Annotated in this window: 12 protein-coding genes; 6 read left to right on the top strand and 6 right to left on the bottom strand. The window is 72.4% G+C overall.

The genetic code is table 11. From position 1 onward, the window contains the following. Positions 1-4 precede the first annotated feature (4 nt). The 5 genes from ACFW3D_RS00585 to ACFW3D_RS00605 form a co-directional block, all read right to left on the bottom strand. Positions 5-763, bottom strand: coding sequence for a succinate dehydrogenase iron-sulfur subunit (locus ACFW3D_RS00585; RefSeq protein WP_500499713.1), 759 nt, complete (start codon positions 761-763; stop codon positions 5-7). Continuing rightward, the gene (sdhA, locus tag ACFW3D_RS00590; RefSeq protein ID WP_500499716.1) at positions 763-2,517 is read right to left on the bottom strand and encodes a succinate dehydrogenase flavoprotein subunit; all 1,755 of its coding nucleotides are present in this window, start codon (positions 2,515-2,517) and stop codon (positions 763-765) included. The genes ACFW3D_RS00585 and sdhA overlap by 1 nt, the downstream gene beginning before the upstream one ends. A gap of 28 nt (positions 2,518-2,545) precedes the next feature. After that, positions 2,546-3,016 (bottom strand): succinate dehydrogenase hydrophobic membrane anchor subunit, encoded by a 471-nt coding sequence (locus tag ACFW3D_RS00595; protein WP_018561263.1) that lies wholly within the window; start codon positions 3,014-3,016, stop codon positions 2,546-2,548. An 8-nt stretch (positions 3,017-3,024) separates the two neighbouring features. Then, entirely contained in the window at positions 3,025-3,405 is a 381-nt protein-coding gene (gene sdhC / locus ACFW3D_RS00600) for a succinate dehydrogenase, cytochrome b556 subunit (RefSeq protein WP_078620037.1), read from the bottom strand. A 127-nt stretch (positions 3,406-3,532) separates the two neighbouring features. After that, positions 3,533-4,102 carry a 2-oxo-4-hydroxy-4-carboxy-5-ureidoimidazoline decarboxylase gene (locus ACFW3D_RS00605; RefSeq protein WP_500499718.1) on the bottom strand — a complete coding sequence of 190 codons (570 nt, stop codon included), beginning with the start codon at positions 4,100-4,102 and terminating at the stop codon, positions 3,533-3,535. Between the two features lie 294 nt (positions 4,103-4,396). On the opposite strand from ACFW3D_RS00605, the gene ACFW3D_RS00610 reads away from it, so the two are divergent. The 5 genes from ACFW3D_RS00610 (at position 4,397) to ACFW3D_RS00630 (ending at position 9,183) form a co-directional block, all read left to right on the top strand. After that, positions 4,397-5,950, top strand: a complete 1,554-nt coding sequence (locus tag ACFW3D_RS00610; RefSeq protein WP_500499720.1) for a beta-N-acetylhexosaminidase — start codon at positions 4,397-4,399, stop codon at positions 5,948-5,950. A gap of 238 nt (positions 5,951-6,188) precedes the next feature. Then, positions 6,189-6,716: an RNA polymerase sigma factor gene (locus ACFW3D_RS00615; RefSeq protein ID WP_500500148.1), complete on the top strand. Its 528-nt coding sequence runs from the start codon at positions 6,189-6,191 to the stop codon at positions 6,714-6,716. A 51-nt stretch (positions 6,717-6,767) separates the two neighbouring features. After that, positions 6,768-7,400: an RNA polymerase sigma factor gene (locus ACFW3D_RS00620; RefSeq protein ID WP_500499722.1), complete on the top strand. Its 633-nt coding sequence runs from the start codon at positions 6,768-6,770 to the stop codon at positions 7,398-7,400. After that, on the top strand, positions 7,397-8,437 hold the full coding sequence (locus ACFW3D_RS00625; RefSeq protein WP_500499725.1) for a hypothetical protein: 1,041 nt from the start codon (positions 7,397-7,399) through the stop codon (positions 8,435-8,437). Before ACFW3D_RS00620 ends, ACFW3D_RS00625 begins: the two co-directional genes overlap by 4 nt. A 320-nt stretch (positions 8,438-8,757) precedes the next feature. Continuing rightward, positions 8,758-9,183 carry an SRPBCC family protein gene (locus tag ACFW3D_RS00630; RefSeq protein WP_500499729.1) on the top strand — a complete coding sequence of 142 codons (426 nt, stop codon included), beginning with the start codon at positions 8,758-8,760 and terminating at the stop codon, positions 9,181-9,183. On the opposite strand, the gene ACFW3D_RS00635 is transcribed toward ACFW3D_RS00630, so the two are convergent. Further along, positions 9,174-10,067: a L,D-transpeptidase family protein gene (locus ACFW3D_RS00635; RefSeq protein ID WP_500499731.1), complete on the bottom strand. Its 894-nt coding sequence runs from the start codon at positions 10,065-10,067 to the stop codon at positions 9,174-9,176. The genes ACFW3D_RS00630 and ACFW3D_RS00635 overlap by 10 nt on opposite strands. A 125-nt stretch (positions 10,068-10,192) precedes the next feature. On the opposite strand from ACFW3D_RS00635, the gene ACFW3D_RS00640 reads away from it, so the two are divergent. After that, complete coding sequence (locus ACFW3D_RS00640) at positions 10,193-11,773, top strand: acyl-CoA mutase large subunit family protein (protein ID WP_500499734.1); 1,581 nt, start codon at positions 10,193-10,195, stop codon at positions 11,771-11,773. The last annotated feature ends 107 nt before the right edge of the window (positions 11,774-11,880 follow it).

Genomic DNA, 11,880 nt, shown 5'->3' on the forward strand with positions numbered 1-11,880 from the left:
TCGATCAGAAGCGACGCGTGATGAGCGCGCGCTTCACCTCCTGGATGGCCTTGGTGACCTCGATGCCACGCGGGCAGGCGTCGGTGCAGTTGAACGTGGTGCGGCAGCGCCACACGCCGTCCTTGTCGTTGAGCACCTCGAGCCGCTGCTCGCCGGCCTCGTCACGCGAGTCGAAGATGAAGCGGTGGGCGTTGACGATGGCCGCCGGACCGAAGTACTGGCCGTCGTTCCAGAAGACCGGGCAGGACGAGGTGCACGCGGCGCACAGGATGCACTTGGTGGTGTCGTCGAAGCGCGCGCGGTCCTCGGCGGACTGCAGGCGCTCGCGGGTCGGCTCGTTGCCCTTGGTGATGAGGAAGGGCATCACGTCCCGGTAGGCCTGGAAGAACGGGTCCATGTCGACGACCAGGTCCTTCAGCACCGTCAGGCCCTTGATGGGCTCGACGGTGATGGGCTTGTCCGGGTTGATGTCCTTGATCAGGGTCTTGCAGGCCAGCCGGTTGCGGCCGTTGATGCGCATGGCGTCGGAGCCGCAGATGCCGTGGGCGCAGGAGCGACGGAACGTCAGCGTGCCGTCCATGTCCCACTTGATCTTGTGGAGACCGTCGAGCACCCGCTCCTTGGGGTCGATCTCCAGCTCGAAGTCCTGCCAGGTGGCCTCGTCCGAGATCTCCGGGTTGAACCGGCGGATCCGGAAGGTGACCGTGATGTAGGGCGAGGCCTGGGCCTCGGCCTCGACCTTGTCGAGGGTCGCGGTGCTCATCAGTACTTACGCTCCATCGGCTGGTAGCGGGTCTGCACGACCGGCTTGTAGTCGAGCCGGATCGACTCGGTGCCGTCGGCACCCACTTCGCGGTACGCCATCGTGTGCCGCATGAAGTTGACGTCGTCGCGGTTCGGGTAGTCCTCGCGGTAGTGACCGCCGCGGGACTCCTTGCGGGCCAGGGCCGAGACCGCCATGACCTCGGCGAGGTCGAGCAGGTTGCCGAGCTCGATGGCCTCGAGCAGGTCGGTGTTGAACCGCTTGCCCTTGTCCTGGACCGACACGTTCCTGTACCGCGCGCGCAGCTCGCCGATCTTCTCGACGGCCGTCTTGATGGTCTGCTCGGTGCGGAACACCATCACGTTGGCGTCCATGGTCTCCTGCAGCTCCTTGCGCAGCTGCGCGACCCGCTCGTTGCCGGTGGAGGCGCGGAGCCGCTCGACCTGGTCGACCACCGACTGCGCCGGGGCCTCGGGGAGCTCGACGTAGTCGTGGTCCGCGGAGTACTCGGCGGCGGCGATGCCGGCCCGGCGGCCGAAGACGTTGATGTCCAGGAGCGAGTTGGTGCCGAGGCGGTTGGCGCCGTGCACCGAGACGCAGGCGACCTCGCCGGCGGCGTACAGGCCCGGGACGACGGTGGTGTTGTCCGACAGGACCTCACCCTGGACGTTGGTGGGGATGCCGCCCATGGCGTAGTGCGCGGTCGGCTGGATCGGGATCGGGTCCGTGTAGGGCTCGATGCCGAGGTAGGTCCGCGCGAACTCGGTGATGTCCGGGAGCTTGGCGTCGAGCTGCTCCGGCGGCAGGTGGGTCAGGTCGAGGTAGACGTGGTCGCCCTCGGGACCGCAGCCGCGGCCCTCGCGGATCTCGGTGTAGATCGCGCGGGAGACGACGTCGCGGGAGGCGAGGTCCTTCATGACCGGCGCGTACTTCTCCATGAAGCGCTCGCCGTCCTTGTTGCGGAGGATGCCGCCCTCACCGCGGGCGCCCTCCGTCAGCAGGATGCCCATGCGCCAGATGCCGGTCGGGTGGAACTGGAAGAACTCCATGTCCTCCAGCGGCAGACCGCGGCGGTAGACGGCGGCCTGGCCGTCACCGGTGAGGGTGTGCGCGTTGGAGGTGACCTTGAAGAACTTGCCGGTGCCGCCGGAGGCGTACACCACGGCCTTCGCCTGGAAGACGTGGATCTCGCCGGTGGCCAGCTCGTACGCGACCACGCCGGCGGACTTCTTGACGCCGTCCTCCTCGACGAGGAGCTGGTCGAGGACGTAGAACTCGTTGAAGAACTCCACACCCTCCTTGACGCAGTTCTGGTACAGCGTCTGGAGGATCATGTGGCCGGTGCGGTCGGCCGCGTAGCAGGCACGGCGGACCGGGGCCTCGCCGTGGTTGCGGGAGTGGCCGCCGAAGCGGCGCTGGTCGATCCGGCCCTCGGGGGTGCGGTTGAAGGGCAGGCCCATCTTCTCGAGGTCGAGGACCGCGTCGATGGCCTCCTTCGCCAGGATCTCGGCGGCGTCCTGGTCGACCAGGTAGTCACCGCCCTTGATCGTGTCGAAGGTGTGCCACTCCCAGTTGTCCTCCTCGACGTTCGCGAGGGCCGCGGCCATGCCGCCCTGGGCGGCGCCGGTGTGGGAGCGGGTGGGGTAGAGCTTCGTCAGCACGGCGGTGCGGCTGCGCTTCGTCGCCTCGATGGCGGCGCGCATGCCGGCGCCGCCGGCGCCGACGATGACGGTGTCGTACTTGTGGATCTGCATGAGGGGTCGCTTCCCTGTCCAGCCCTGGCTAGCGGATGTTCGGGTCGAAGGTGAAGATCACCAGCGTGCCGAGGATGATGGTGAACGCGGTCGCGGTGTAGACCAGCATCTTCAGCCAGAACCGGGTGTTGTCCCGCTCCGCGTAGTCGTTGATCACGGTGCGCAGGCCGTTGCCGCCGTGCAGCATGGCCAGCCACAGCATGATCAGGTCCCAGGTCTGCCAGAACGGCGAGGCCCAGCGGCCGGCGACGAAGGCGAAGCCGACCTTGGTCACGCCGCCGTCGAGGACGAGCTGGATCAGCAGGTGACCGATGACCAGGACGACCAGGACGATGCCGGACAGGCGCATGAAGAGCCAGCCGTACATCTCGAAGTTGGTCCGGGTGCTGCGCGGGGTGCGCTTGGTCCGGGCGCGCGGCGGCTCGATGACCGGGGCCGGGTTGTCGGGGCCGTAGGCGGCGCTGGAGGAGCTGAGCTCCACGTGGTCGGTTGCGGACATGACTTCGCTCAGCTCCCGAACAGCACTCGTGCGGCGTGGCCGAGGACGGGGTAGATGGCCCCGATCATCAGCACGACCCAGATTCCGACGACCGTCCACAGCATCTGCTTCTGGTACTTCGGGCCCTTGGACCAGAAGTCGACGGCGATGACGCGCAGGCCGTTCAGAGCGTGGAAGAGGACAGCCGCGACCAGCCCGTACTCGAGCAGGCTGACGATGGGCTGCTTGTAGGTGTTGACGACCTTGTCGTAGTCCTCGGGGGAGACACGCACCAGTGCGGTGTCGAGGACGTGGACGAACAGGAAGAAGAAGATGAGGACACCGGTGACTCGGTGAGCCACCCATGACCACATGCCTTCCCGGCCGCGGTACAACGTTCCAGCCGGCACGGAAAAAACCCTCCGGGAGCGGATGTGGGGCCTGCCGGCTTCGTTGGTCGGTCGGGCCCGGCCGGGTACGGTCCTCCGGCCCTGGCCATCGTAGCGACGGCTTGTCGGGTACGTCCTGCCGGGTCCTTCAGGTGTGATCGATCCCGCACGGGTGGGTGTATCGGGCGGGAACCCCGGGCCCGCCCGGTGCGTCGCCGAAGCCCAGCCGGGTCAGGCGCGAGCGGGTGACGCGGCGCAGTTCCTCGGCGGCCGTCACCCGCTCCTCGTCCGGGTCGTTGCCGAGACGCTGACGGAGTGACGCCAGCATCCGGTCGAGGGACTCACCGGGGTGCACCCCGTCGTGGGACAGCACGAAGACGTGGCCGAAGCGCGCCTCGTACGCGGCCTGCGCGGCCCGCAGCGCCGTGTGCGCGGCGAGGCTGCCGCGGGTGGGTGCGGCGTCCGGCGGGGCGCCGGAGGCCTCGGCGGCGAGGGCCTCGGCGAGGTCGGCGGGCGTGAGGTCGTAGGCGGCCTCGTCGGCGGCGGCCAGCAGTGCGTCCAGGTCGGGGTAGGGGCGGTGCGCGGCGACCCGGCGGGCCCAGCGCAGACTGCCGCAGCAGGTCAGCAGGACGGCCTCGGCCGCCCCGGGCGAGGCCTCGTTGAGCCGCCGCAGGCCGTGGGGGAGGCCGGGGCGGGTCGCCGGGGCGGGCCTGGGCACCCGGCCGCGCGACTGCGCGGGCAGGTGCGCCGGCGCCCGCGGCGGGACGGCGGGGGTGTCGCTGGACAGCGGAGGGCTCCTGGGAGGGAACGTGGCGGCGGTGGGGGGAACCGCTGGGCGGCTGCGCGGCGTGAACCAGAGTGGGACGGCGAGTGACGACCACCGTATCGGCCTATGTTCGGCCCTGTACGACGGATGCCCGAATTTCACTCGTACGGGAACGAAAGTGCACGACTTCCCCTGGTCCGCGCGGCGAGATCCACACAACGGGCATAAATTCGGATCATGTGGCAGATGCGGGCGAAACGTGCGTCGGCGTACGCGGCGACGGCCGTACTGGCCGCTGTGCTCGGGGCCGGTCCGGCGCTCGCCGCGCCCGTGGGGACCACCGCTCCCGGGACCCCGCGGAGGGCGGAGGCGGGCACGTCCGCCGGGTTCCCGTCGATCCCCGCCGTCCGTTCCTTCGCCCCCGCCGCCGGTGACGCCGCCTTCGTCCCGGGGCCCGGTTCGCGGGTGGTGGCGCCCGCCGGGAGCGCCGTGGAGGACGAGGCGCGGCTGCTCGCGGGGGAGCTCCGGCGGCCGTACGCCAGTGGGCCCGCCAGGCCGGGGGACATCTCGCTTTCACTCGAACGGAGTAATGCAGGACCCGAGTCGTACGAGATGACAAGTTCGGCCGACGGGGTGACAGTGCGCGCCGGCACCGACGCCGGGGTTTTCTACGGCACCCGCACCCTCCTGCAGGCGGTCCGTTCCACCGGACGGGTGCCGGCCGGCACCGTCGAGGACCGTCCGGACCGCCCGGAGCGCGGGCTGATGGTCGACATCGGCCGCAAGTACTTCAGCCGTGAGTGGCTGGAGGCCAGGGTCCGGGAGCTGGGCGACCTGAAGTACAACCAGCTCCACCTCCACCTCAGCGACGACCAGGGCTTCCGCGTGGAGAGCGACAGCCACCCCGAGGTCGTCTCGGCCCGGCACCTGTCCAAGGAGGACGTCCGCGCCGTGGTCGAGCTCGCCGCGCAACGGCACATCACCGTCGTCCCCGAGATCGACAGCCCCGGCCACATGGGCGCCGTGCTCGACGCGCACCCGGACCTTCAGCTGCGCTCCGCGGACGGCACTCCCGTGCGCGGGGCGCTCGACGTCTCGCGGCCCGGCGCGGCGGCCGTCGTCGACGACCTGATCAAGGAGTACGCACCGCTCTTCCCCGGCACCTACTGGCACGTCGGCGGCGACGAGTACGCGCCGCTCGTGGCGGACGACCCGGAGGCGTCCTTCCCGCGGATCGCCGCGTACGCGCGTGAGCGCTACGGCCCGGACGCCAATGTCGCCGACGCGGCGGCGGGCTGGCTCAACGACCGCGCCGCCACGCTGCGGTCGCTCGGCAAACGGGTCGAGGCGTGGAACGACGGCTTCTCCGACGGCGCCCGGGTCGCCGCGGACCCGGACCGGGTGGTGGCCTACTGGTCCAGCAACAAACTGCGCGGACCGCTGCCCGAGGACTACCTGCGCGAGGGCAGGCAGCTGCTCAACCTCAACTCCTGGTACCTCTACTACGTCCTCGGCGCGCCGCAGAACTTCCCCTACCCCAGCGGGCGGCGCATCTACGAGGAGTGGACCCCGGCCGTCGTCTACCGGGACGACGCCGTGCCCGCGGCGCTCGCAGGACCGGACCGCATCCTCGGCGCGCGGCTGGCCGTCTGGTGCGACCGGGCGGACGCCCAGACCGAGGAGGAGGTCGCGGCCGGCATCCGGATGCCGCTGCGCGCGCTCACCCAGAAGCTGTGGGACCCCGGCCCGCCCGCCCTGAGCTGGCAGGACTTCACCGACCTCGCGGACAGGACCGGCTGAGCGGCCGTACCGCGGGCGCATAGGTGAAGCGGCCGAAGTCCGCCTCCCCCCACAGGAGCGTCTCCGGCCGCTTCTGATTGTTAAAGCGTTCACGCGGCCGAAAATGTCACACCCATCGCCAGGCGGCCCGACAGGTGTGACGATTCAGTGCGAATCCACGCTGTACAGGATGTCGGCGATTCGAGAGGACAGTGTGGCCAGCAACGGGGGGCGCCACGACCCGCGGACCGACCGCGACATGGAGCTCGGGGCCGCGGTCGGGCGTGCCCAGGGCGGGGACGAGCAGGCCTTCGCGGCCGTCTACCGGCTCGTCCAGCCGCTGCTGCTCGGCTACGTGCGCGGCCTCGTCGGTGACGACGCGGAGGACGTCACCTCCGAGGCCTGGCTCGAAATCGCCCGCGACCTCGGCCGGTTCCGCGGCGACGGGGCGGGCTTCCGCGGCTGGGCGGCGACCATAGCCCGGCACCGCGCCCTGGACCACCTGCGGCGCCAGGACTCCAGGCCCCGCGCCCGCCCGCTGGACGCCGAACTGCTGGACCTCCCCGCGGCCGAGGACACCGCCGACCGCGCGCTGGAGGCGCTCGCCACCGAACGCGCGCTCTCCCTGATCTCCTCGCTGCCGCCCGACCAGGCGGAGGCGGTCCTGCTGCGCGTTGTCGTCGGGCTCGACGGGGTCTCGGCGGCCCGGGTGCTGGGCAAGCGGGCGGGAGCGGTCCGCACGGCGGCGCACCGCGGACTCAAACGGCTCGCCCGGCTGCTGTCCTGACCCCTGGTGACCGGCGGGTAGCCGCCCCCGGGGGCCCTGCGGGCGCCCACCATGGGGCAGTATGGTGCGCGACTCCGAGGGGGAGGCCCGAACGTGGATTTGGCGACCGCGGTACGCGCGGCGCAAGAGGGGGACGAGGACGGCTTCCGGTTCGTGTACCGAGCGGTGCAGCCGCAACTGCTGCAGTACGTACGCTCACTGGTCGGCGTGGGGGACGCCGAGGACGTGGCGTCGGAGGCGTGGCTGCAGATAGCGCGCGACCTGCCGGGCTTCAGCGGGGACGGGGACGCGGTGCGCGGCTGGGCGGCCCGGGTCGCCCGCAACCGGGCGCTGGACCACCTGCGGGCGGTGGGCCGCCGGCCGCTGGCCGCCGCCGGCGTGGAGGAACTGCTCGACCGGCCGGCCGTGTCGGACACCGCCGAGGAGGCGGTCGCCGCGGTGGGCACCGGGGCCGCGCTGGCGGCCATCGCCGCCCTTCCCCAGGACCAGGCCGAGGCCGTGCTGCTGCGCGTGGTGATGGGTCTGGACTCCCGGTCGGCGGCCGAGGTCGTGGGCAAGAGGCCCGGTGCGATGCGCATGGCCACCAGTCGCGGCCTGCGTCGTCTCGCTGAGCTGCTGGATTCCGACGGCGGGTCGTCGAGTGTGACGTTTTCGGCGTCCCGAACGCTTGAGGACATGAGATGAGCGATAACCGAGGACACGACTGGCTGGACGACGCCACCGCCGAGCGGCTGCTGCGTGGTGCCCACGGTGACGACCCCGCCGAGCGGACCTGGCGCGACGAGCGCGCCGCCGGGCTGGCCGGGCTGCTGGCCGCCGCCTCCGCTCCCGGGGCCCTCGACCCGGAGCGCGAGGAGGCGGCCGTCGCCGCCTTCCGCGCCGCGCGTGACGACGCGGCGCTCAGCGCGGAGCCGGCGGGTGTCCGGATGGGCGCGGCCGACGACTGGTCGCCCCGTGCGGGTACGGGGGCGGGCTCGGTGTCCCGGAGCGGGCGGAGCCGTACGGCCCGTCACTCCGGATCGCGGGCTGGGGCGTTGATCGCGACCGCCGCGGTGGCCGGGGTGAGCGTGGCGGCCGCCGCGGGCGCGCTGCCCGCCCTGCTCGGCCACGGTGTTCCGGACCCCGCCCCGGTCCACACCCAGGGCGCGGCCACGGCCGCCGCGGACAGCGGTTCGCCGTCCCCCGGCCGTACCGCCCCGTCGGCCTCCTCCCGCCCCGGTCCCGGCCGGGACCGCCCGGCGGGCGGCGCAGGCGGCACCCACGGCACCTTCCTCCCGGGCCGGCCCGCCGGTACGCCGTCCTCCACGCGGGCGCTGGACCACAAGGCGCTGTGCCGCGCCTACGCCGCGGCCGGCCGGCACCGCAAGAACATGGACGAGCAGTCCTACAAGCAGCTGCGCAAGGCCGCGGGCGGCGGCGAGCACCAGGTCCGCCGCTACTGTGCCGGGCTGCTCGGCTGGAACCCCGGGCCCGGGGGGAACGGCGGCAAGGCCGGCAAGGGGGACGAGCCGGGCGACGACGACTCCCAGGACGGCCGCGGCCGTTGGGAGAATCGTTCCGGCGGACACCACCGCCACGCAGACCGCGGCCCGCGCGGCACCGCCGGGGGCGCTCCGGCCTTCCGGCCCGGCCCGTCCGCCCCGACCCCTCAGGCCGCCCCGCCCGACGGACGGCCGGGACCGCGTCCCGGCCGTCCGTCGGGCGGCAGCGCCGGCGAGTGACACTTTCCGGCCGCCGTGCGCCTTTGTCGATGGGCCGACTGGTCATCGGCCGCGCGGATCCGGGCTCTGCCCACGGGTCCGCACCCGAGCGCGGCCGGGCAGCTCCCCTCTCCCGGCCGCGCTCCCGGGCGCGGCGGGTCCGGGGTGTGACACTTTCCGCCTGCCGGGCGCTTTAACCAGTAGACCGACTGGTCATCGGTCGAGGGGTCGCCCGGTCCCCCCGTATCGGGCCCCCAACGAGGGACGCGGGCGGAGCGCTTTCCCCCCGCTCCGCCCGCGTCCTCACGTACGCCGCGGGGCGGCGGCATAGGGTCGGCGATGTGATCTTCCGGATCGAGCGGCACTGCCCGCTTCCCGCCGCCGAGGCCTGGCGCCGGGTCACCGACTGGGAACGCCACGCCGAGCTGGTGCCGTTCACCACCGCCGTCGTCACCGGGGAGCGGTCGTTCACGGCGCGTACCGGCCTCGGGCGGGCGGCCGTCGACGACCCCATGGAGATCGTGCGCTGGGAGCCGCCGGACGCCGGCCGCCCCGGGTGGTGCCGGCTGGAGAAGCGCGGCCGGACCGTGCTCGGCTGGGCCGAGATCGAGGTGTGGCCGCGGGAGGACGGGGGTTCACGCGTGGTGTGGCGCGAGGAACTGCGGGTGCGCCCGCTCCCGGGGGTGTTCGACCGGCCCACGGCGTGGGCCGGCCGGCTGCTGTTCGGGCGGGCGCTGGACGGGCTGCTGGCCCGGGCTCACCAGTAGACGACGACCTTGTCGCCGATCCGCACCTGGTCGAAGAGCGCCGAGATCTTGGCACGGTCGCGCACATTGACGCAGCCGTGCGAGGCCCCCGCGTAGCCGCGGGCCGCGAAGTCGGCGGAGTAGTGCACCGCTTGGCCGCCACTGAAGAACATCGCGTACGGCATGGGCGTGTGGTAGATCGTCGACACGTGGTTGCGGCTCTTGGCGAAGACGCTGAAGGTGCCCTCGCGGGTCGGCGTGTACTGGGAGCCGAAGCGGACGTCCATCGCCGAGACGACCTTGCCGTTCACGACCCAGGCAAGGGTGCGGCTGGTCTTGCTGACGCACAGCACGCGGCCCGTCATGCAACGCGCGTCGAGCTTCGCCACGGGGTTGCTCGTCGGCGGGTACATGGCGTCGTGCTTGGGCTGCCGGGTGACCGAGCGCAGCTTCGCCCAGGTCCTGTCGGTGACGTTGCCCGACGCGGGCAGCTTGTACCGGGACTGGAAGGCGCGCACCGCGGAGACGGTGACGTCGCCGTAGTAGCCGGTCGGGTTGCGGCCGAAGAGGCCGAGCTGCTTGAGCCGTGCCTGCAGCTCGCGCACCTTCGCGCTGCTGCTGCCGCGGGCGATGACGACGACCGGCCGGGGGGTGCGGTCGGCCTTCGGCTTCTTCGTGGCGGACGGCGAGGCCGTCGGCGAGGGGGAGCCGCCGGCCGGCGCGGTGCTCTGGCTCGGGCCGGGGCTCGCGGAGGGGCTCGCCGTGGCGGCCGGGGTGTCCGGTGCCACGGAGGCCTTGGCGATGGGCTCGCTCGCCTGGGCGGTGCAGCCGGCGAGGAGGGCCGCGGTGAGAAGCGCGGCGGCAGCGGCCGCCGCGCGTGATCTTGTGACGGATATGAGTGCCACTTCGTCCCCCTGGAGGTGAGTCGGTACAGCCTTTGACTGATTTCCCCGGCATGTAGTTGCGCCGGCCCGGTAACGGTTCGCCGCACACTGGGGAAAGGGGGACCGAGTCGCTGGAGGCATGAGCCATGGCACGCGAGTCCGAGTCCGGTCTGCCCATCGAGCCCGTATACGGCCCCGACGCCCTGGACGGCTGGGACCCGGCCGAACGGCTCGGTGAGCCGGGCGGCTACCCCTACACCCGCGGCGTCCACCCGACCATGTACACCACCCGGCCCTGGACGATGCGCCAGTACGCGGGCTTCGGCACCGCCGCCGAGTCCAACGCGCGCTACCGGCAGCTGATCGCCCACGGCACCACCGGCCTGTCCGTGGCCTTCGACCTGCCGACCCAGATGGGCCACGACAGCGACGCCCCCCTCGCCCACGGCGAGGTCGGCAAGGTCGGCGTGGCCGTCGACTCGGTCGAGGACATGCGGGTGCTGTTCGACGGCATCCCGCTGGACCGGGTCTCCACCTCGATGACGATCAACGCGCCCGCCGCCCTGCTGCTCCTGATGTACCAGCTGGTCGGTGAGGAGCAGGGGGTGCCCGCGGACCGGCTCACCGGCACGATCCAGAACGACGTGCTCAAGGAGTACATCGCCCGCGGGACGTACATCTTCCCGCCCAAGCCCTCGCTGCGGCTGGTCGCGGACCTCTTCCGCTACTGCCGTGCCGAGATCCCGCGCTGGAACACCATCTCCATCTCCGGCTACCACATGGCCGAGGCCGGTGCCTCGCCCGCGCAGGAGATCGCCTTCACCCTCGCCGGCGGCGTCGAGTACGTCCGCACCGCCCTCGCCGCGGGCATGGACGTCGACGACTTCGCACCGCGGCTGTCCTTCTTCTTCGTCTCGCGCACGACGCTCCTGGAGGAGGTCGCCAAGTTCCGCGCCGCCCGCCGCATCTGGGCCCGGGTCATGCGCGAGGAGTTCGGGGCGAGGAACCCCAGGTCGCAGATGCTGCGCTTCCACACCCAGACCGCGGGCGTCCAGCTCACCGCCCAGCAGCCCGAGGTGAACCTGGTGCGGGTCGCCGTCCAGGGGCTGGCGGCGGTGCTGGGCGGCACGCAGTCGCTGCACACCAACTCCTTCGACGAGGCGATCGCGCTCCCCACCGAGAAGTCCGCCCGGCTCGCGCTGCGCACCCAGCAGGTCCTGGCGTACGAGACCGACGTGACGGCGACCGTGGACCCCTTCGCCGGGTCCTACGTCGTGGAGTCGATGACCGACGGACTCGAGACGGCCGCCCTGGAGCTGATGGCGAGGGTGGAGGAGCTCGGCGGGGCGGTGAGCGCGATCGAGAGCGGCTTCCAGAAGGGCGAGATCGAGCGCAACGCGTACCGGATCGCCCGGGAGACCGACTCCGGGGAGCGGGTGGTCGTCGGCGTCAACCGCTTCCAGCTGGAGGCGGAGGAGCGCTACGAGCCGCTGCGCGTCGACCCCGCGATCGAGACGGCGCAGGTGGCGCGGCTGGCCGCGCTGCGGGCCGGGCGGGACCGGCGGGCCGTGGACTCGGCGTTGTCCGCGCTGCGCAAGGCCGCCGAGGGCACGGATGACGTCCTGTACCCGATGAGGGACGCGCTCCGGGCCCGCGCCACAGTGGGCGAGGTCTGCGACGCGCTCCGCGAGGTCTGGGGGACGTACGTCCCTTCCGACGTCTTCTGAGTCACCCGGCGAAGCGGGCGAGCCGGGCGGTGACCTGCGCAGGCTCGTACGTGGCGGCGGCAGCACCGCGGGCGGTTCGGCGCCGACGGCCGGCACCGTGAAGTGGG

Origin of the sequence: Streptomyces sp. NPDC058864, from assembly GCF_042742985.1 — a bacterium.
GTDB lineage: Bacteria > Actinomycetota > Actinomycetes > Streptomycetales > Streptomycetaceae > Actinacidiphila.

What these genes read in the sequence shown, in the direction of transcription:
- ACFW3D_RS00585 (WP_500499713.1), bottom strand. Translation starts at nt 763, where the DNA reads ATGAGCACCGCGACCCTCGACAAGGTCGAGGCCGAGGCCCAGGCCTCG.
- sdhA (WP_500499716.1), bottom strand. Translation starts at nt 2,517, where the DNA reads ATGCAGATCCACAAGTACGACACCGTCATCGTCGGCGCCGGCGGCGCC.
- ACFW3D_RS00595 (WP_018561263.1), bottom strand. Translation starts at nt 3,016, where the DNA reads ATGTCCGCAACCGACCACGTGGAGCTCAGCTCCTCCAGCGCCGCCTAC.
- ACFW3D_RS00610 (WP_500499720.1), top strand. Translation starts at nt 4,397, where the DNA reads ATGCGGGCGAAACGTGCGTCGGCGTACGCGGCGACGGCCGTACTGGCC.
- ACFW3D_RS00615 (WP_500500148.1), top strand. Translation starts at nt 6,189, where the DNA reads ATGGAGCTCGGGGCCGCGGTCGGGCGTGCCCAGGGCGGGGACGAGCAG.
- ACFW3D_RS00620 (WP_500499722.1), top strand. Translation starts at nt 6,768, where the DNA reads ATGGGGCAGTATGGTGCGCGACTCCGAGGGGGAGGCCCGAACGTGGAT.
- ACFW3D_RS00625 (WP_500499725.1), top strand. Translation starts at nt 7,397, where the DNA reads ATGAGCGATAACCGAGGACACGACTGGCTGGACGACGCCACCGCCGAG.
- ACFW3D_RS00640 (WP_500499734.1), top strand. Translation starts at nt 10,193, where the DNA reads ATGGCACGCGAGTCCGAGTCCGGTCTGCCCATCGAGCCCGTATACGGC.